This window comes from Herbaspirillum sp. Her2, from assembly GCF_057961375.1.
This window is the reverse complement of the sequence record NZ_CM176331.1, coordinates 4,133,766-4,153,623: the sequence shown is the minus strand read 5'-3', so window position 1 is coordinate 4,153,623 and position 19,858 is coordinate 4,133,766. Positions and strand designations below refer to the sequence as shown.

Sequence of the window (19,858 nt, the reverse complement as noted above, 5' to 3'; positions counted from 1 at the left end):
AAGTCCGAATGCCGAAGCCTGGCATGAAACTTCTTCAGCCGCGGTACTGGAAGGCCGTGTCGTCGATGGCGCGCCGGCGGCCGGCGATCTGGTCGGCGACCAGCGCCGCGCTGCCGCAGGCCAGCGTCCAGCCCAGCGCACCCTGGCCGATGTTGAGATGAAGATTCTCCACCGGCGAGGCGCCCACGATCGGCACGCCGCTCGGCGTCGCCGGACGGAAGCCCATCCACGGCGACAGCGTGGCATCCTCGCCCAGCGCGCAGCCGGGGAAGAGTTCGCGCAGGCCGTTCTTCAGTTCTTCGATGGCCGCCGGCGGAATGCTGCGATCCTGGCCCACCAGCTCGATGCGCCCGGCCACGCGCAGGCGCTGGCCCAGGCGCGCATAGACGATCTTCCTGGAGATGTCGGTGATGGAGACTTGCGGTGCCGCCGTACGGCTGGCTTCGTCCTCCAGCGGCACGGTGATGCTGTAGCCCTTGAGCGGATAGAGCGGCAGGCGCAAGTCCAGCAAGCGGGCGAACTCCACGCTCTCGGCGCCCAGCGCCAGCACGAAACGATCCGCCGCAATCCATTCGCCACCGGCCTGCACCGCACGCAGCGCGTGGCCTTCACGACGCACCTCACTGATGCGGGCACCACCGATGAAGCGGAAGTTCGGATGGGCCTGCATGGACGCCACCAGCGCGCGGCAGAACTGCGGACAATCGCCCGCCTCTTCGCTCGGCGTGTAAACGCCGCCGACCCAGTCGCGCTGCGAGTGGCCCAGCGCCGGCTCGATGCGGATGCATTCGGCCGCGCCCAGGACTTCCTGTTGGCAGCCATATTGCGACTGGAATTGCACCTGCTGCGCGGCGGCTTCCAGTCCCTGCGCGTCGGTGAACATCACCAGCTTGCCGGAACGTTGATGGTCGAATGACAGCTGCAGGCCGGCGTTCCATTGCGTGAGCTGATCGCGGCTGTAGAAGGCCAGTTGCAGCAGGTCGATGGTGGTCTGGCGCACCCGCTGCGCGTTGCAGCAGCGCAGGAATTCCAGCAGCCAGCGGTATTGGGCGAGATCGGCCGTGGGCCGGATGGTCAGCGGCGAATCCTTGCTGAAGAGGTAGTAAGCCCACTTGGTCCAGACCGAGGGGTCGGCCAGCGGCGCCACATAGGAGTAACTGAGCTGGGCGCCATTGCCCTGGCTGGTGCCCTCGCCGGGCTGTTGGCGAGCATCGATGAGGCTGACCTGATGGCCATCCTGCAGGAGACGGTAGGCAGTGGTCACGCCGATCACGCCGGCGCCCATTACGCAGATATGCATGGAATTTCGTTGAAGTCAGTCAAGAACCGCGCGGCGCGTGGCCTGCAGCGGATCAGCAGCAGACTACCGAAGAGCCGCACGGGTGTCACATGCCGAATTGGCATGAGCTTTTGCGCGCACGCAAAAGCGTTTTGCGACGGAGGATCTCCGGTGCCGGCCCATGCTGCGCTACAATAGCGCCCGATGCAGGCCAGACAGCCGCTGGCCGTCTTCGCAAGGAGGTGGCGGGAGGAAGGTCCGGACTCCACAGAGCAGGGTGACGGTTAACGGCCGTCCGCTGAAAGCCGGCGCAAGCCGGTATAAGGCGAGGAACAGGGCCACAGAGACGAGCGTATTCAGTTACGGTGAAACGCGGTAACCTCCACCCGGAGCAATTTCAAATAGGCACGCGTTGATGTGGCTCGCGGAGCGTGCGGGTAGAAAGCTTGAGCGGCGGAGTGATCCGTCGCCTAGAGGAATGGCTGTCATAGCGGGTTTCCCGCCGTAACAGAATCCGGCCTACCGGCCTGCTTCATTGAATTCATTGACATAAAACACACTGCGGCCCGTGGGCACTGCGGGCTCGCCAGAGACCCAGGAGACCCATGAATCAAACCGCCGCCCCCGTGGTATTCGAAGAACTGACGGCTGCCAACGGCCGTCGCATCGGCATCGCCACCCTCGCTTCCGAAAAAACGCTGCATGCCATCTCGCTGGAGATGGTCCGGCTGCTCACGCCGCAACTGCAGCAGTGGCAGGCCGATCCGGGCGTGGCCATGGTGATCCTGCAGGCGCAGGGCGAGAAAGCCTTCTGTGCCGGGGGCGACCTGCAGCAGCTCTATCGGTCCATGCGCGAGCATCACGCTTCGCCCGCACGCGAGGACATCCGCGCCAATACCTACGCGGCCGAATTCTTCGAGCACGAATATCGTCTGGATTATCTTGTCCACAGCTTCGCCAAGCCCATCCTGTGCTGGGGGCATGGCATCGTCATGGGCGGCGGCATCGGCCTGATGGCCGGTTGCAGCCACCGCGTGGTCACCGAAAAATCGCGCCTGGCCATGCCGGAAATCACCATCGGGCTTTATCCGGACGTGGGCGGCAGCTGGTTCCTGGCGCGCATGCCGGGCAAGACCGGCATCTTCCTGGCGCTGACCGGTGCCAACCTCAATGCCAACGACGCGCTCTTCGCCGGGCTGGCTGACTATCGCGTGGCGCATGCCGCCAAGGCCTCGGTGATCGATGCCCTGCTGATGCAGCCGTGGGGGCAGGGCAATGATGCCGAATTGCTGGATCGTGTCCTGGCAAGCGCGCAGGCCTCGTCCTCGCAAGAAGGGGCGGCGGTCTTCGCGGCCGCCAACCTGCGCACGCATTTCGATCTGATCGACTCCCTGTGCCGCCGGCCCACGCTGCCCGAGATCGTGGACGGCATCCTCACCTTGGAGACCGAGGATGCCTGGCTCGTCAAGGCACAAGCGACCTTGCGCGCCGGTTCGCCCGGTTCGGCGTGGCTGGGCTACGCCTTGCAGAAGCGGGTGCGTCCGCTGTCGCTGGCGCAGGTGTTCCGGCTGGAATTCGTGGTGTCGCTGCATTGCGCGGCACGCCCCGATTTCGTCGAAGGTATCCGCGCACTGATCATCGAGAAGGACCAGAAACCGCAATGGAATCCGGCTTCGCTGGCCGCCGCCACGCCGCAATGGGTGGAAGGTTTCTTCGCTGATCCGTGGCCGCAGGCGGATCATCCGCTGGCTGACCTGGGTGCATGAAACGCTTCAGGCGCTCCCCGGCCGGGCCAGCGGTCCGGCCTTACAGACCCAGTTCGGACAGGCTCGGATGATCGGCCGGGCGCGGGCCTGAACGGTCCCAGTGGAATTTGCGGTCTGCCTCCTTGATGGGCAGGTCGTTGATGGAGGCATGACGCAGGCGCATCAGGCCATGCTCGTCGAATTCCCAGTTTTCATTGCCATAGGAGCGGAACCAGCTCCCCGAATCATCGTGCCATTCATAGGCGAAGCGCACGGCGATGCGGTTGCCTTCGTGCGCCCAGACTTCCTTGATGAGGCGGTAATCCAGTTCGCGCGCCCATTTGCGGGTGAGGAAGGCGACGATCTCGGCCCGTCCGTGGACGAAATCTGCACGATTGCGCCAGCGGCTGTCTTCGGTATAGGCCAGCGAGACGCGTTGCGGATCGCAGGAATTCCACGCATCTTCGGCGGCACGCGCCTTCATGGCGGCGGTCTCGCAGGTGAAGGGCGGAAGTGGCGGACGCTGGGCAGGGCTATTCATCGACGGTCTCCTTGGATGAACCGGACGGGCCGGCTGTTCATGGTGTACGACGGGACGGCAAGCGGAAATGAGGCAGTGTGCAGAAGTCAGGCCGAAAAAATTCTAGGCGCTGCGGGTGGCCTTGGCAAACGAAGCTTGCTGCTCATGGAGGTCGCTCCTGCTGTACGTGCCGGTCCGGATGGCAACTGTGCTGGCGGGGCTTGTGCAAGGAATGCGTCCGGACACCGTGCATTCACTGTGGCCAGTGTGCAAGCGAAGAACCATCAGGGGAGCGTAGTGCGGAAGCGGGTGAAGCGAGGGGGGGAGGGGACGGCCGATCCTGTCGAATCGGCCTCGATTTGAATGCCCTGAACCTGGTTTAGGGCATTCAAATGCGCGAAGCGTGAAATTATTTCTTCTTCTTGTTCACGGCTTCCTTGAAAGCCTTGCCAGCCGAGAACTTCACGGTGGTTGCAGCGGCGATCTTGATTTCTTCGCCGGTTTGCGGGTTACGGCCGGTGCGAGCAGCGCGCTTGCCGGTCGAGAAGGAACCGAAGCCAACCAATTGCACGGTATCGCCCTTGGTCACGGCCTTGATGATGTTCTCGATGACGGAGTCCAGCGCGCGCTGGGCTGCTGCCTTGGAGATCTCGGTGTCGGCGGCGATAACGTCAACCAATTCAGATTTGTTCACTTTAAAATTCCTTTCACTGTTAAGGTGCCCAGATTTTAGCACTGGAATGAGCCGGATCCGCAAGCCCTATCTGCGTTTTCAGCCGATAGGCCCTGGCCGGAACCGGCTTGGATTGAAAAAAATCGACGTGCTTTTCAACACCCGCAAACGGGCCATGCCGGCCGCGTTCTTGCGTATCGATCTTCCCAAAGACACGGATAGTAAAAGGTGCTCGCCGCGGAAGTCAAAACAAAAACGCTTCCGGCCATTCATTTGACGAAGAATTTGATGAAGTTTCGGGCTCGGATGCTGCTTCGCCGACCTCCTTCCTGTACGCCCTCCCGGTATCACCTTCCTCGTGGTTGTGACCGGGATGGAAAACGATCCGGGTGATGGCATCCCGAATCCGGATATTTTTTGCCCTTTTTTCCGCCCTCTGGTGAACTTAAGTTGCACTGCAAAATCCATGTCCGTTAGCCTCGCGCACTCGCAAATCGGGCGCAGTCGGATTCCCTCCAATTTCCTCTCTGGCGCTGCCCCGAAATCGGGCGCAGCGGCTGTTCCATGCGGCGCAAATCCGCGCCGTTGCGCAATTCTGGCGCGAAACACATGTGTATAGCTCAGGTTGCACCTTCAATGTAAATGCTAAGTCCTTCATTTTCTTCACAAATGTTGTGAATGGCCGGTTTTAAGGAAGTGCGCTAAGTCTTTGACTTTATTAGCAAAATCCCGGTTTTTCGCTGCGTATACCGCTTGACCTGCAATAGTGCATCCACTAAAGTGGGCGGCAGTGTCAAAAAGTGTTTTTTTGTGGGGCATTTGTGGCGTCATTTGCATTTGCCCGGCAGGACACGGCACCCGATCAGCAATCTCACTCGCCGCAGGCGAAGGAAAAACACAGTGTTCCAGGGCGCGTCAGCACTCAATCTCGATGCCAAAGGACGGATGACCATTCCGGCCAAGCATCGTGACGCCCTGATTGTGCAGTGCGAAGGACGCGCCACCGTGACGCGCCATCCGCATGGCTGCCTGCTGTTTTTCCCGCGCCCGACTTGGGAAACGCATCGCGAGCAGATCGCCAACTGGCCGATGTCGGCCCGTGCCTGGCAGCGCATCTTCCTGGGCAATGCCCAAGACGTGGAGCTCGACAGCGCCGGCCGCATCCTGATCGCGCCCGAACTGCGCGCGGCCGTGGGCTTGCAGCGTGATGTGATGTTGCTGGGCATGGGTAGTCATTTCGAAATCTGGGATGCCGTCAAGCTGGCCGAAAGCGAGGCCGAGGCTGTGGCAGGTGGCATGCCGGATGTGTTGAGCAACTTTTCCTTCTGACGGCCGGACAAGATGAATCTGCAACCGGTGCCCGAGCTGCAGCACCGCACCGTGCTGTTGGAAGAAGCCGTGGACGCGCTGGCCATTGTGGGCGAGCGCGCCAATGGCATTTACCTGGACGGAACCTTCGGCCGCGGCGGTCATAGCCGCGCCATCCTGTCCAGGCTGGGCCCGCAAGGGCGCCTGATCGCATTTGACAAGGATCCGTTGGCCATCGCCACGGCGCAGAAGATTGACGATGCCCGGTTCGAGATCGTGCACGACAGCTTCGCGACCATGGATGAAGCGCTTGCCGCACGCGGCATTGCGCAGGTCGACGGCGTATTGATGGATTTGGGCATCTCGTCGCCGCAGGTGGATGACGCCGCGCGCGGCTTCAGTTTTCGCCTCGATGGCCCGCTGGACATGCGCATGGATACCACCCGTGGCGTGTCGGCAGCGGAATGGCTGGCAACGGCAGATGAACAGCAGATTGCAAAGGTGATACGAGATTATGGGGAAGAACGGTTTGCTCTTCAGATTGCAAAGAAGATTGTTGCTGGCCGGGCAATCGAGCCAATTTCAAGCACACGACAGCTTGCCGCGCTCGTGGCACAAGCCGTCAAAACCCGCGAGAAAGGCAAAGACCCGGCCACTCGTACATTTCAGGCTGTACGGATTTTCGTCAATCAAGAGCTTGAAGAACTCGAAGTAGGTCTGGACAAGGCATTTGCCCAGATGGCGCAGCACGGGAGATTGGTCGTGATCAGCTTTCACTCGCTGGAAGATCGCATCGTCAAGCAGTTCATGGCCTCCAAAGCCCATGCGCCGCAGCCCGACCGTCGCCTGCCGATCCGTGCCGTGGACCTGCCGCAAGCGCCGGCCCGCCTGCTGCCGCGTGTCATGCCCAGCACTGACGAAGTCACTGCCAACCCGCGTGCCCGCTCGGCGGTCATGCGCGGCCTGGAGCGCGTGACGCCCGTTTCCTCCACCACGACCCAAGGGGCGCCTGCATGACCGGGCGCCTGTGCATCCTGCTGACCATCATGCTGGTGGGTTGCGCGCTGTCGGTCGTGAGCGCCCAGTACAAGGCCCGCAGCCTGTTCATCGAGCTGGAACGCGCCCAGAGCGCGGCCCGCCAGCTCGACGTCGACTGGGCGCAGCTGCAGCTGGACCAATCGACGCTGGGCAAGAACGCCCGCATCGAGGAACTGGCGCGCCGTGACCTGGGCATGGTTCCGGTCTCCTCCGCCCGTACCCAATACCTGACCGTGGGGGCACCATGACCAAGATGCCTCCGCGTACCAACCTCTCCGGTGGCCGTGTGGCGGCTTCCAAGGGCGTGGCGTTTTCTTCCAATCCCATCTTGCAGGTCAAGCTGCCGGCCTGGCGTTCGCGCTTCGTGCTGTTCGTGCTGTTTGCCGCCTTCGTGGCGCTGGTATTGCGCGCGCTGTGGCTGCAAGGCGTGTCCACCGATTTCCTGCAGAAGCAGGGGGCGTCACGCTACGCTCGCACGCTCGAATTGCCGGCCACGCGCGGCAAGATCACCGACCGCAACGGCCAGGTGCTGGCTTCGTCGGTGCCGGTCAAGGCCATCTGGGCCATCCCGGAAGACGTGCAGGCCGCACCCAAGGACAAGCTGGTGCAGCTGGCCAAGCTGCTGGAAATGAGCGATGCCGAACTGCGCAAGAAGCTCGATTCCGACCGCAGCTTCGTCTACCTGAAGCGTCAGGTCGAACAGGATACCGCTGACAAGATCGTCAAGCTGGGCATTCCCGGCATCGAGACCCGCAAGGAATACAAGCGCTTCTATCCCGAAGGCGAGGTGATGGCGCACGTGGTCGGCTTCACCAATATCGAAGACGCCGGGCAGGACGGCATGGAACTGGCCGCGCAGAAGACCCTGGCCGGCATGACGGGCAGCCGCCGCGTCATCAAGGATCGCCTGGGCCGCGTGGTGGAAGACATCGAATCCATCCGCGAGCCGCATGACGGCCGCGACCTGACCCTGTCCATCGACAGCAAGATCCAGTACATCGCCTTCACCCAACTGAAGGAAGCGGTCGAGAAATTCAAGGCCAAGGCCGGCGGCATCATCGTGGTCGATGCCAAGACCGGCGAGGTGCTGGCCCTGGCCAACCTGCCGACCTACAACCCCAATGACCGTTCGGTGCTGACCGGCGCGCAGCTGCGCAACCGCGTCGTGACCGATACCTTCGAACCCGGCTCCACGCTCAAGCCCTTCACCGTGGCCCTGGCGCTGGATACCCATCGCGTCACGCCCTCGACCGTGTTCCAGACCGCGCCCGGCAAGATGACCATCGGCACCGCCACCATCGGCGACTCGCATGCCCACGGTCCGCTGACGGTGGCGCAGATCATCGAGAAGTCTTCCAATATCGGTACCGCCAAGATCGCGCTGGGCATGCCGCCGGAAGAGATGTGGGAAATGTTCACCACGGTCGGCTTCGGCCAGCAGCCCAAGTTCGGCTTCCCGGGTGCGGTGGCCGGGCGCGTGCGTCCCTACAAGTCGTGGCGTCCGATCGAGCAGGCCACCATGAGCTACGGCCACGGCATCTCGGTCTCGCTGATCCAGCTGGCGCACGCTTACCTGATCTTTGCCCGCAATGGCGACATCATTCCGCTGTCCTTCACCAAGGTCACCGATTCGCCCATTGGCCAGCGCGTCATCTCGGCCGATACCGCCCTGCAGATGCGCCGCATGCTGGAAACCGTGGTCGCCCCCGGCGGCACGGCCCCGCAGGCCCAGGTGCCGGGCTATCGCGTCGGTGGCAAGACCGGTACCGCCTACAAGATCGAGGGCGGCAAGTATGTGCGCAAGTACGTGGCCTCCTTCTCGGGCATCGCCCCGATGTCGGACCCGCGCCTGATCATCTCGGTGATGATCGACGAGCCGCAAGGCCAGCACTACGGCGGCCCGGTGGCCGGCCCGGTGTTTGCCAACGTGGCCGCCAATGCCTTGCGCGCATTGAACGTACCGCCTGATTCCAGCGTGACCAACATCATCATTCCCAAAGAACCGCTAGAGGAGAGCATGTAATGTCCCAGCGCGTTCCGAGCCTTCAAGAGATCCTCGCCTGGCTGCGCCAGGCGTCGCCGTCTGCGCAACTGACCTCGGATTCCCGCCGCGTGGCAGCGGGCGACGTGTTCTTCGCCTACGTGGGCGACGCCGACGGCCGTTCCTATATTGCCGATGCCGTCGAGCGCGGTGCCGCTGCCGTGCTGTATGAAGCCGATGGCTACAGCTGGCCCGAGCAGATCGATGCGCCGCACCTGGCCGTGGCCGACCTGAAGATGCGTGCCGGCGAGATCGCCGCCGCCTGGTATGGCCAGCCTGACCAGCACATGCTGACGGTGGCCGTGACCGGCACCAACGGCAAGACCTCCTGCGCCTACTGGCTGGGTACGGCACTGTCGCGCCTGGCCGGTGCCAGCAGCGCCGGTGTCATCGGCACGCTGGGCGTGGGGTCATTCGTCAACGGCAAGCCGCAAGGCTTCGACGTCACCGGCTACACCACGCCGGACGCCGTGCTGCTGCAACGCAGCCTGTTCAAGCTGTCGCAGGCCCGCGTGAGCGCGCTGGCCATTGAGGCTTCCTCCATCGGACTGGCCCAGGGCCGCATGAACGGCATGCACGTCGATGTCGCCCTGTTGACCAATTTCACCCGCGATCACCTGGATTTCCACGGTGACATGCAGACCTACGAAGACGCCAAGCGCAAGCTGTTCCAGTGGCCGGGCCTGAAGCATGCCGTGGTCAATCTGGATGACGGCATGGGCCAGCGCCTGCTGCCGTTGCTGGCCGAGCGCAAGCTGCCGGTGATCGGCTACGCGATTGCGGACGAGCTGGGCGGCGATACGCACGGCGTACCGACTTTGCGCGCCAGCCAATTGCGCAGCAGCCATACCGGTACCGCCTTCCATGTCGATTCCCCTTTCGGCAGCGGCCAGGTCAAGACCCAGCTGGTCGGACGTTTCAATGTCAGCAACGTGCTGGGCATCATGGGTGTGCTGCTGACCCAGGGCGTGGCCTGGGATGCCGTGGTCGCTGCGGCCGCCGCGCTGCTGCCCGCGCCAGGCCGCATGCAGCAATTTGGCGGACCCGATGTACCGCTGATCGTGATCGATTACGCGCATACGCCCGATGCCCTCGACAAGACCCTGTCCACCCTGCGCCAGGTCGCTACCCAGCGCGGTGGACAGCTTTGGTGCGTGTTCGGCTGCGGCGGCGATCGCGATCCGGGCAAGCGCCCGCAGATGGGCCAGATCGCCGAGCAGGCCGACCAGGTGGTGCTGACCAGCGACAACCCGCGCACCGAAGATCCCCATGCCATCATCGAGCAGATCCGCGCCGGCATGAGCCGCGTCGAACCGACCGTGCTGCCCGATCGCGCCGGTGCCATCCTGTGGGCGATCCGCCATGCCACCAAGGCCGATGTGGTCCTGCTGGCCGGCAAGGGGCACGAGCCCTACCAGGAAATCGCCGGCAAGAAATTGCCCTTCCTCGATGCCGACCATGTCGCGCTGGCGCTCGCCGCGCGCTCGACCATGATGGGGGGCGCATGATGCGATTCGATTTCCGCCAGTTGCTGGAATGGATCCGCACCGCGGAGGAAGCCGCCTCCGCGCACACCGTGCCGGGCGTGGTCAATGCGTCGGCCGGCGTGCTCGACCTCAATGACGTGGTCACCGACAGCCGTGCGGTCAAGCCCGGCAATGTCTTCGTCGCGCTGCGCGGCGAACGTTTCGATGCGCATGATTTCCTCGATGCGGTGGTCGCCCAAGGCGCTGCCGCCGTGGTGGTCGACCGCGTGCCGCCGGGATTGAGCGTACCGGCCATCGTGGTGCCCGACACCCGCGCCGCACTGGGCCAGATCGCCCATGGCTGGCGTGCGCAGCGCCAGATTCCGGTCATTGGCGTCACTGGCAGCAACGGCAAGACCACCGTCAAGGAAATGATCGCCGCCATCCTCGCTGCCGCCTTCGGTGAAGACGGCTACCTGGGCACGCGCGGCAATTTCAACAACGAGATCGGCGTGCCGCTGACCCTGTTCCGGCTGCGCGCACAACATCAGGCGGCCGTCATCGAGATGGGCATGAACCATCCGGGCGAAATCGCCGTGCTCTCGCGCATCGCCGAGCCGACGCTGGGCCTGGTCAACAATGCCCAGCGCGAGCATCAGGAATTCATGGCCAGCGTGGAAGCGGTGGCCCGCGAAAATGGTGCCGTGATCCGCCACCTGCCCGCCGATGGCGTGGCCGTGTTCCCGGCCGATGACGATTTCACTGCGCTCTGGCGTGAAGAAGCCGGTGCGCGCCGCGTGCTGACCTTCGGCCTGAATGCGCAAGCCGATGTGAGCGCCAGCTACCAGGCCACCGCTTTCGGCAGCACCCTGCAAGTGACGGTGAAAGGGCTGGCCGTGCCGCCCGCACAGTTCAAGGTGGAACTGGCTGCCGTCGGTGAGCACAACGTACGCAATGCGCTGGCGGCTGCCGCCTGCGCGCTGGGTGCCGGCATCCCGGTGGACGCCGTGGTGCGCGGCCTGCAGAGCTTCGCCCCGGTGAACGGCCGCCTGCAGCGCAAGCAAGCCCGCAGCGGTGCGCTGGTGATCGACGACACCTACAACGCCAACCCTGATTCCGTGCGCGCCGCCATCGACGTGCTGGCGTCCATCGCCGGCCCGCGCGTGCTGGTACTGGGCGACATGGGCGAGGTCGGCGACCAGGGTCCGCAGTTCCATGCCGAGATCGGTGCCTATGCCCGCAGCCGTGGCATCCCGCTCTTCTTCGGACTGGGCGAATTGACGAAACACGCCGTCACTTCGTATGGCCCCGCGCTGCAAAACGTAGCGCAGGCCATGCATTTCGACGACATCGCCGCACTCAATACGGCGGTAGAACAGGCCGCGCCGCAGGGCGCGACCGTTTTGGTAAAAGGTTCACGCTTCATGAAGATGGAGCGAGTTGTACAGCATCTGGTCAACGTTGAATCCCTCACGCAACATCAACAGGAGACCCATTAGCATGCTGGTCTGGCTCGCACAGAATTTTCAACAGGATTTCGGCTTTCTGCGCCTGTTCAACTTCATCACCTTCCGCGCGGTGTTTGCCACGCTCACGGCCCTGCTGATCGGCATGATCGCCGGCCCGGCCGTGATCCGCATGCTCACCCGCATGAAGGTCGGTCAGGCCGTGCGCCAGGATGGTCCGCAGACTCACCTCATCAAGTCCGGCACCCCGACCATGGGCGGCGTGCTGATCCTGATCGGCATCGGCATTTCCACCTTGCTGTGGGCCGACCTGTCCAACCGCTTCGTGTGGATCGTGCTGATCGTCACGCTCGGTTTCGGCGCCATCGGCTGGGTCGATGACTACCGCAAGGTGGTCTATCGCGATCCGGAAGGCATGCGCTCGCGTGAAAAATATTTCTGGCAATCGCTGATCGGCCTGGTGGCCGCGTTCTACCTGGCCTTCTCGGTATCCGAGGTGAGCAACATGAAGGTCTTCGATCTCTTCGTCGCCTGGGTGCGTTCCGGCTTCAGCCTGGACCTGCCGCCCAAGGCCGACCTGATCGTGCCCTTCTTCAAGACCGTGACCTATCCGCTGGGCGTGTGGGGTTTCATCGCGCTGACCTATTTCGTCATCGTCGGCACCAGCAATGCGGTCAACCTGACCGATGGCCTGGACGGCCTGGCCATCATGCCGACCGTGCTGGTCGGTGCGGCCCTCGGCCTGTTCGCCTACCTGACCGGCAATGCGGCCTATGCCAAGTATCTGTTCATCCCGCACATCCCGGGGGCCGGCGAACTGCTGATCTTCTGCGGAGCCATGGGCGGCGCGGGACTGGCCTTCCTCTGGTACAACGCCTACCCGGCGCAGGTGTTCATGGGCGACGTCGGCGCACTGGCGCTGGGCGGTGCGCTGGGCACCATCGCGGTCATCGTTCGTCAGGAAATCGTGCTCTTCATCATGGGCGGCATCTTCGTGGTGGAAACGCTCTCGGTGATGATCCAGGTGGCCTATTTCAAGTACACCAAGAAGCGCTTCGGCACCGGCCGCCGCGTGCTGCTGATGGCACCGCTGCACCATCACTACGAGCAGAAGGGCTGGAAGGAAACCCAGGTGGTGGTGCGTTTCTGGATCATCACCATGATGCTGGTGCTGGTCGGTTTGTCGACGCTGAAGCTGCGGTAAACAGGCGATATGAACAAAAACGGCAGCCCTTGTGAAGTATGGCAAGCGCTGCCTTTGTGGTTGGCAGGGCAGTCCCTGCATGGCAAGAAACAAGTGAAGAAGTGAGTCTGGAAACAACGATGAATTACTCGGGCAAACACGTTCTGGTGCTCGGACTCGGCGAGTCCGGCCTGGCAATGGCGCGGTGGCTGGTCTACTGCGGCGCCGGCGTGCGCGTGGCCGATACCCGTGGCGAAGCGGCCCTGGCCGAGCGCCTGGCCGCCCTGCGCGCCGACGCGCCCGAGGCGCAGGCCGTGCTGGGCCAGACCTTGTCGCCGTCCTTGCTTGATGGAATCGATTTCGTCGCCGTCAGTCCCGGCCTGGCCCCCGAAGGCGAGCTGGCACCGCTGATGCCGGCCATTGCCGAACGCGGCCTGCCGCTGTGGGGCGAGATCGAATTGTTTGCGCAGGCGCTGGCCGCCTTGCGCGAAGAGACCCTGTATCAACCCAAGGTGCTGGCCATCACCGGCACCAACGGCAAGACTACCGTGACCCGCCTGACCGGCCTGCTGTGCCAGCGCGCCGGCCTGTCGGTGCAAGTGGCGGGCAACATCAGCCCGGCCGCCCTGGATGTGCTGCGCGAAGCGGTCATCAAGGACAAGGTATTCTTGGCCGAACTGGCCGAGCAGGATGCGATCGCCGCCGAACAGGCTGCCGCCGAAGCTGAAGCGCAAGCCGCGCAGCAGGCCGTGCTGGATGCCCAGCAGGCGGCCGAAGCCGAGAAGCATCGCCGTGCCGCCGCCAGCATCGAGGCGGCCGCTGCGATTGCGGTGCCGGTGTTGCAGGCGCAGCCGCAAGCAGACGCGCCGGTCTCCGCATCGGAATCTGAACCCGCGCCGCAGATGGATCTGCTGGCGACTGCGGAGCAGCAGCCGGTGGCAGAGCAGGAAGCAGGACAGGAGAACGTACAGGATTCTGTACCAGCTTCTGTGCAGGAATCTGTACCGGAAACAGGACAGGGTACAGGACAGGAAACAGGACAGGAAACAGGACAGGAAACAGGACAGGAAACTGCACTGCAGCCGGCACCCGAGACCGCGCATTCCGCCACCGAAGCCTCCCCCGATGACGCCGAGGCAGCCGGCTCCGCCGCGCACGAAGCGCCGGAGCCGGCTGTCGCGGCCACGCTGGACGTCGCTTCCGACGCGATCCCGCAAGCCGAGATCGACGCCCCGGCGACCACTGGCGAGGCCATGAACCTGGGCGACTTCATGGAAGTCTCGCGCAAGGCCGAGGAAGATGCGCTGGTGGAAGTCCCGCCACCGCCGCCGCCCGAGCCGACCTATCGCGGCTCGATGCCGCAAGCCTGGGTGCTGGAGCTCTCCAGCTTCCAGCTGCACACCACGCACAGCCTCCAGCCGCACGCCGCCACCGTCCTGAATTTGACCCAGGATCACCTGGACTGGCACGGCAGCATGGAGCACTATGCCGCCGACAAGGCCCGCATCTTCGGCCAGGATACCGTGCGCGTACTCAATCGCGATGACGCCCTGGTGATGGAGATGAGCGCCGCCGCCGCGCCGCTGTCCACCTTCGGCCTGGATGAACCGTCCACGCCCAACAGCTTCGGCCTGGTCAACGACAACGGCATGCTGTGGCTGGCCAATGCCTTCGTGCATGAAGATGACGAAGTGCCGGAGGGCAAGCGCCGCCGCAAGCAGAAGGACATGCTGCCGCCGCCGGTGACCGTCAAGCGTCTCATGCCCGCCGATGCCCTGCGCATTCGCGGTGCCCACAACGCCATGAATGCGCTGGCCGCACTGGCCCTGTGCCGCGCCATCGACCTGCCGATGGCACCGCTGCTGCATGGCCTGCGCGAGTACACCGGTGAGCCGCATCGCGTGGAACTGGTCGGCGTGATCCAGGATGTCGAATACTACGACGACAGCAAGGGCACCAATGTCGGTGCCACGGTGGCCGCGCTCAATGGCCTGGGGCTGGGCGGCCGTCCCAATCGCATCGTGCTGATCGCCGGCGGCGACGGCAAGGGCCAGGACTTTTCGCCGCTGGACCTGCCAGTACAGAAATATGCTCGTGCAGTCTTGCTGATCGGCCGTGACGCTCCTGCCGTGCGCGCCGCCCTGGCCGACAGCGGGGTCGAGCTGATCGATTGCGCCAGCCTCCAAGCCGCCGTGGAAAAGGCCGGAGAACTCGCCACCGCTGGCGACATCGTGCTGCTCTCGCCGGCTTGCGCCAGCCTGGACATGTTCCGCAACTACGCCCATCGCGCCGAAGTCTTCGTGGATGCGGTGCGTGAACTGGCGCTCTCGCGCGGTGAGGTGCTGGCATGAAACTGGGCCTGTCTTCCGTGCGCAGCTGGCTGGGTGGCTTGAAAGAAGCCGCGCCGGCGGCCGCCGGCCGCGCCCAGGGTGGCCGCAGTGGCCGTGGCAGCGCATCGGGCAGCATCGGTTTCGAGCAGCGTTCGCGCATGATGGAATACGACCAGCCGCTGATCTGGGTGGTGCTGCTGTTGATGCTGTTCGGCATGGTGATGGTCTACTCGGCCTCGGTGGCGCTGCCGGATTCGCCCAAGTACGCCTCCTATTCGAATTACCACTTCCTGATCCGCCAGGCGATCTTCATCGTGCTCTCCATCATCGCGGGCGCGCTGGCCTTCCGCGTGCGTATGGAGACCTGGCAGAAGTGGGCGCCCTATCTGTTCGCGATCACCCTGATACTGCTGTTGATGGTGCTCATTCCTGGCGTCGGCAAGGGCGTCAACGGTGCCAAGCGCTGGCTCTCGCTGAAGGTCATCAACCTGCAGCCCTCCGAACTGATGAAGCTCTTCATCGTGCTGTACGCCGCCGACTACACGGTGCGCAAGCAGGCGGTGATGCACAAGCTGGTCAAGGGCTTCTTCCCGATGGCGGCCGCCGTCGGCCTGGTGGGCTTGCTGCTGCTGCTGGAGCCCGACCTCGGTGCCTTCGGCGTGATCGTCTGCATCGCCATGGGCATCCTGTTCCTGGGCGGCATCAACGGCGTCTGGTTTGGCGGCATCGGTGCCACGCTGGTCGGGGTGTTCTCGCTGGTCATCGTGACTTCTCCGTGGCGGCGCGAGCGTATCTTTGCCTACCTGAATCCGTGGGAAGAGGAAAACGCACTGGGCAAGGCCTATCAGCTGTCGCACTCGCTGATCGCCTTCGGCCGTGGCGAGCTCTTCGGCGTGGGCCTGGGCAGCAGCGTGGAAAAACTGCACTACCTGCCGGAAGCGCATACCGACTTCCTGCTCGCCGTGATCGGCGAGGAACTCGGTTTCGCCGGCGTGCTGGTGGTGGTGCTGCTGTTCTACTGGCTGGTCAAGCATGCCTTCGAGATCGGCCGCCAGGCCATCGCGCTGGACCTGACCTTTGCCGGCCTGGTGGCCAAGGGCATCGGCATCTGGCTGGGCGTGCAGGCCTTCATCAACATGGGCGTGAACCTCGGCCTGCTGCCGACCAAGGGCTTGACGCTGCCGCTGATGAGCTATGGCGGTTCGGGCGTGCTGCTCAATTGCGTGGGCCTGGCCATTCTGCTGCGCATCGATTACGAAAACCGGGTGCTCATGCGCGGAGGCCGTCTATGAACGCGCCCCGCACATTGCTCATCATGGCCGCCGGTACCGGTGGCCACATCTTCCCCGGCCTGGCCATTGCCGACACCATGCGTGCGCGCGGCTGGCAGGTGAGCTGGCTGGGCACCACGCACGGCATGGAGCGCGAGCTGGTGCCGCGCCATGGCGTGGAGATGGACAGCATTGTCTTCGCCGGCTTGCGCGGCAAGGGCCTGATGCATACGGTCAAGGGCGTGTGGCGCCTGGCGGCAAGCTTCTTGCATTGCCATGCCATCCTCGGCCGCCGTCGCCCCGATGTGGTGCTGGGCATGGGCGGTTACGTTACCGTGCCGGGCGGCATGATGGCGCGCCTGCGCGGCAAGCCGCTGGTGCTGGTCAATGCGGACGCGGCCCTGCTGCTGTCGAACAAGACCCTCACGCCGATGGCCACCAAGGTGCTGTTCGGCTTCCCTGCCGATTTTGGCAAGGCAGCGGGCAAGGCCGAGGTCACCGGCAATCCGGTGCGCAAGGAAATCATCGCGCTGCCGCAACCGGCCCAGCGTTACGCCGGCCGCAGCGGCCCGCTGAAGATTCTGGTGGTGGGCGGCAGCCTGGGCGCCAAGGTGCTGAACGACAACGTGCCGGCGGCGCTGGCAAAACTGCCCGCCGGGTTGCGTCCGCAGGTGACGCATCAATCGGGCAAGCAGCACATCGCGGCCTTGCGTTCAGCGTATGAGGCGGCAGGCGTGCAGGCCGAAGTGGTCGATTTCATCGACGACATGCCGCGCCGCTATGCCGAGGCTGATCTGGTGATCTGCCGCGCCGGCGCGATCACCGTCTCCGAGCTGACGGCAGCGGGCGTGGCCAGCGTGCTGGTTCCGCTGGCGGTGTCGACCACCTCGCACCAGATCGACAATGCCAAATGGATGGCACAGAACAAGGCGGCGATTCACCTGCCGCAACGCGAACTGACGCCGGATCACCTGGCCGGTTTGTTGCAGAAACTGGACCGCGCTGCATGCCATGCCATGGCGCAGGCGGCGTACGAACAAGGCCGGCGCGATGCCAACGAGGCAATCGCGCGCGTGCTGGAAGGACTGGTAACACCATGAAGCATCGCGTCAAGAATATCCATTTTGTCGGCATCGGCGGCTCGGGCATGAGCGGCATTGCTGAAGTCTTGCTCAACCTGGGCTACGGCGTCTCCGGCTCGGACCTGGGCAGCAACGCCGCCACCCAGCGCCTGGCGCAGCTGGGTGCCAGCATCCGCTATGGCCATGCAGCCGAGAACATCGAGGGCGCTGACGCCATCGTCACCTCCACCGCCGTCAAGGGCGACAACCCGGAGGTGCTGGCCGCGCGCAAGAAGCACATCCCCATCGTGCCGCGTGCGGTGATGCTGGGCGAACTGATGCGCCTGAAGAAGGGCATTGCGATTGCCGGTACGCACGGCAAGACCACCACCACCAGCCTGGTGGCGAGCGTGCTGGCGCAGGGCGGGCTGGACCCGACCTTCGTCATCGGCGGCCGCCTCACCAGCGCCGGCGCCAACGCCAAGCTGGGCACCGGCGAATTCATCGTGGCCGAGGCCGATGAATCGGATGCGTCCTTCCTCAACCTTACGCCCGTGATCGAAGTCATCACCAACATCGATGCCGATCACATGGAAACCTACAACCATGATTTCGCGCGCCTGAAGCAGGCCTTCGTCGAGTTCACCCAGCGCCTGCCGTTCTACGGCGTGGCCGTGCTCTGCCTGGATGACCCACACGTGCGAGAAATCATGCCCATGGTCTCCAAGCCCATCCTCACCTATGGCTTCCATGAAGACGCCGATGTGCGCGCCATCGATGCCAAGGCGGTCGAGGGCAAGATGGAATTCACCGTGATCCAGGACGGCTACGCCCCCATGCAGGTGAGCCTGAACCAGCCCGGCATGCACAACGTGCAGAACGCTTGCGCCGCCATCGCGATTGCGCGCGAACTGGACGTGGACGATGCCGCCACCCAGAAAGCACTGACCGAATTCAACGGTGTGGGCCGTCGCTTCACGCGTTATGGCGAAGTGCCGATCACCGATGCGCAGGGCAATCCGGCCGGTCATTTCACGCTGGTGGACGATTACGGCCACCACCCGGTCGAGACCGCCGCCACCATCGCCGCCGCCCGTGGCGCCTATCCGGGCCGCCGTCTGGTGCTGGCCTTCCAGCCGCATCGCTACACCCGCACGCGCGACCTGTTCGAGGATTTCGTGAAGGTCCTGTCCTCGCCCGATGTGCTGGTGCTGGGCGAAGTGTATTCGGCCGGTGAAGCGCCCATCGTGGCCGCTGACGGCCGTTCGCTGGCGCATGCGCTGCGTGCGGCAGGCAAGGTGGAGCCGGTCTTCGTGGATGACATCGGCGACATGCCCGAGACCATCCGCAACGTGGTGCGCGATGGCGATGTGGTCATGACCATGGGCGCGGGATCGATTTCCGCCGTACCCGGCCGCCTGGTGGCGCAAGCCGGTGGCAAGAACGAACAGGGGGCCGCATGATCAGCCAGGACCAGATCAAGGCCTTCGGCCGTGTCGGCGTGCTCTTCGGCGGCCGCTCCGCCGAGCGCGAAGTGTCGATGATGTCGGGCAACGGTGTCCTGCAGGCCTTGCGCAGCAAGGGTGTGGATGCGCATGCCTTCGACCCGGCCGAGCGCAGCCTGGGTGATCTGCAGGCCGAGAAATTCGACCGCGTCTTCATCGCCCTGCATGGCCGCTACGGCGAAGACGGCACGCTGCAGGGCGCGCTGGAACAGATGGGCCTGCCCTATACCGGTCCCGGCGTGATGGCCTCGAGCATCGCCATGGACAAGATCATGACCAAGCGCATCTGGCTCTCGCACGGCCTGTCGACGCCGCGCTTCCTGAGCCTGGATGCCAAGGCCACTACGCGTGAGCAACTGCGCGTGGTCCCTGACGAGCTGGGCCTGCCGCTGATGTTGAAGGCGCCGCACGAAGGTTCGACCATCGGCATTGCCAAGGTCAACGGCTACTCGGACATGCAGGCCGGCTTTGATCTCTGCGCGCGCTACGACAGCGTGGTGCTGGCCGAGGAGTTCATCCGTGGCCGCGAACTGACGGTGCCTGTGCTGGGCACGGGCCGCGAGGCGCGCGCGCTGCCGGTCATCGAGATCCGCGCACCGGAGGGCAATTACGACTACCAGAACAAGTATTTCACCGACGACACGAAATATTTGTGTCCGGCGCCCCTTGACGAGGAACTGACGCGCCATTTGCAGGATCTGGCGGTACGTGCGTTCAATGCGCTCGGTTGCCGTGGCTGGAGCCGTGTGGACTTCATGCTGCGCGAGGCCGATGGCAAGAGCGAGCCCTTCCTGCTGGAAATCAATACCTCGCCCGGCATGACCGGCCATTCCCTGGTGCCGATGGCGGCCAAGGCCGTGGGCCTGAGCTATGAAGACCTGTGCTGCATGATCCTGCAGATGGCGTCGCTGGACATGACGCCCTCGAAGGACTGGACGCCGCAGGCGGGCCAGCCGTAATGGCCCGGGTTTA

The 19,858-nt window shown here is 64.2% G+C and carries 16 protein-coding genes and 1 other RNA gene; 14 read left to right on the top strand and 3 right to left on the bottom strand.

Annotated elements, in window-relative coordinates:
- Positions 1 to 34: 34 nt before the first annotated feature.
- Positions 35 to 1,300: a D-amino acid dehydrogenase gene (locus ACWHXP_RS18920; RefSeq protein WP_489635292.1), complete on the bottom strand. Its 1,266-nt coding sequence runs from the start codon at positions 1,298 to 1,300 to the stop codon at positions 35 to 37.
- Positions 1,301 to 1,482: 182 nt separating this feature from the next.
- Here ACWHXP_RS18920 and rnpB point away from each other — a divergent pair.
- Both rnpB and ACWHXP_RS18910 read left to right on the top strand, forming a co-directional pair.
- An RNA gene (gene rnpB, locus ACWHXP_RS18915) (RNase P RNA component class A) lies at positions 1,483 to 1,817 on the top strand.
- Between the two features lie 67 nt (positions 1,818 to 1,884).
- The gene (locus tag ACWHXP_RS18910) at positions 1,885 to 3,045 is read left to right on the top strand and encodes an enoyl-CoA hydratase/isomerase family protein (protein ID WP_489635293.1); all 1,161 of its coding nucleotides are present in this window, start codon (positions 1,885 to 1,887) and stop codon (positions 3,043 to 3,045) included.
- A gap of 40 nt (positions 3,046 to 3,085) precedes the next feature.
- On the opposite strand, the gene ACWHXP_RS18905 is transcribed toward ACWHXP_RS18910, so the two are convergent.
- A complete protein-coding gene (locus ACWHXP_RS18905; RefSeq protein ID WP_134135697.1) occupies positions 3,086 to 3,565 on the bottom strand; it encodes a nuclear transport factor 2 family protein in 480 nt (159 codons plus the stop codon).
- Between the two features lie 388 nt (positions 3,566 to 3,953).
- Positions 3,954 to 4,238 (bottom strand): HU family DNA-binding protein, encoded by a 285-nt coding sequence (locus tag ACWHXP_RS18900; RefSeq protein ID WP_006465510.1) that lies wholly within the window; start codon positions 4,236 to 4,238, stop codon positions 3,954 to 3,956.
- A gap of 879 nt (positions 4,239 to 5,117) precedes the next feature.
- On the opposite strand from ACWHXP_RS18900, the gene mraZ reads away from it, so the two are divergent.
- The 12 genes from mraZ to ACWHXP_RS18840 all read left to right on the top strand — a co-directional run bounded on the left by mraZ (position 5,118) and on the right by ACWHXP_RS18840 (position 19,845).
- Positions 5,118 to 5,546 (top strand): division/cell wall cluster transcriptional repressor MraZ, encoded by a 429-nt coding sequence (gene mraZ, locus ACWHXP_RS18895; protein ID WP_006465511.1) that lies wholly within the window; start codon positions 5,118 to 5,120, stop codon positions 5,544 to 5,546.
- 12 nt (positions 5,547 to 5,558) lie between these two features.
- Complete coding sequence (gene rsmH, locus ACWHXP_RS18890; RefSeq protein WP_489624437.1) at positions 5,559 to 6,542, top strand: 16S rRNA (cytosine(1402)-N(4))-methyltransferase RsmH; 984 nt, start codon at positions 5,559 to 5,561, stop codon at positions 6,540 to 6,542.
- On the top strand, positions 6,539 to 6,811 hold the full coding sequence (gene ftsL / locus ACWHXP_RS18885; RefSeq protein ID WP_034329293.1) for a cell division protein FtsL: 273 nt from the start codon (positions 6,539 to 6,541) through the stop codon (positions 6,809 to 6,811). The genes rsmH and ftsL overlap by 4 nt, the downstream gene beginning before the upstream one ends.
- Complete coding sequence (locus tag ACWHXP_RS18880; protein WP_134221143.1) at positions 6,808 to 8,586, top strand: peptidoglycan D,D-transpeptidase FtsI family protein; 1,779 nt, start codon at positions 6,808 to 6,810, stop codon at positions 8,584 to 8,586. The genes ftsL and ACWHXP_RS18880 overlap by 4 nt, the downstream gene beginning before the upstream one ends.
- A complete protein-coding gene (locus ACWHXP_RS18875) occupies positions 8,586 to 10,112 on the top strand; it encodes a UDP-N-acetylmuramoyl-L-alanyl-D-glutamate--2,6-diaminopimelate ligase (protein WP_489635294.1) in 1,527 nt (508 codons plus the stop codon). Before ACWHXP_RS18880 ends, ACWHXP_RS18875 begins: the two co-directional genes overlap by 1 nt.
- Positions 10,109 to 11,569, top strand: coding sequence for a UDP-N-acetylmuramoyl-tripeptide--D-alanyl-D-alanine ligase (locus ACWHXP_RS18870; RefSeq protein ID WP_489635295.1), 1,461 nt, complete (start codon positions 10,109 to 10,111; stop codon positions 11,567 to 11,569). The genes ACWHXP_RS18875 and ACWHXP_RS18870 overlap by 4 nt, the downstream gene beginning before the upstream one ends.
- A 1-nt stretch (position 11,570) precedes the next feature.
- Positions 11,571 to 12,740 carry a phospho-N-acetylmuramoyl-pentapeptide-transferase gene (gene mraY, locus ACWHXP_RS18865; RefSeq protein WP_034329301.1) on the top strand — a complete coding sequence of 390 codons (1,170 nt, stop codon included), beginning with the start codon at positions 11,571 to 11,573 and terminating at the stop codon, positions 12,738 to 12,740.
- A 119-nt stretch (positions 12,741 to 12,859) separates the two neighbouring features.
- Complete coding sequence (gene murD, locus ACWHXP_RS18860) at positions 12,860 to 15,070, top strand: UDP-N-acetylmuramoyl-L-alanine--D-glutamate ligase (RefSeq protein WP_489635296.1); 2,211 nt, start codon at positions 12,860 to 12,862, stop codon at positions 15,068 to 15,070.
- Complete coding sequence (gene ftsW / locus ACWHXP_RS18855; RefSeq protein ID WP_134135692.1) at positions 15,067 to 16,341, top strand: putative lipid II flippase FtsW; 1,275 nt, start codon at positions 15,067 to 15,069, stop codon at positions 16,339 to 16,341. Before murD ends, ftsW begins: the two co-directional genes overlap by 4 nt.
- Positions 16,338 to 17,420 (top strand): undecaprenyldiphospho-muramoylpentapeptide beta-N-acetylglucosaminyltransferase, encoded by a 1,083-nt coding sequence (gene murG, locus ACWHXP_RS18850; protein WP_489635297.1) that lies wholly within the window; start codon positions 16,338 to 16,340, stop codon positions 17,418 to 17,420. The genes ftsW and murG overlap by 4 nt, the downstream gene beginning before the upstream one ends.
- Positions 17,417 to 18,844: a UDP-N-acetylmuramate--L-alanine ligase gene (gene murC, locus ACWHXP_RS18845; RefSeq protein WP_134135690.1), complete on the top strand. Its 1,428-nt coding sequence runs from the start codon at positions 17,417 to 17,419 to the stop codon at positions 18,842 to 18,844. Before murG ends, murC begins: the two co-directional genes overlap by 4 nt.
- On the top strand, positions 18,841 to 19,845 hold the full coding sequence (locus ACWHXP_RS18840) for a D-alanine--D-alanine ligase (RefSeq protein ID WP_489635298.1): 1,005 nt from the start codon (positions 18,841 to 18,843) through the stop codon (positions 19,843 to 19,845). The genes murC and ACWHXP_RS18840 overlap by 4 nt, the downstream gene beginning before the upstream one ends.
- Positions 19,846 to 19,858 lie beyond the last annotated feature (13 nt).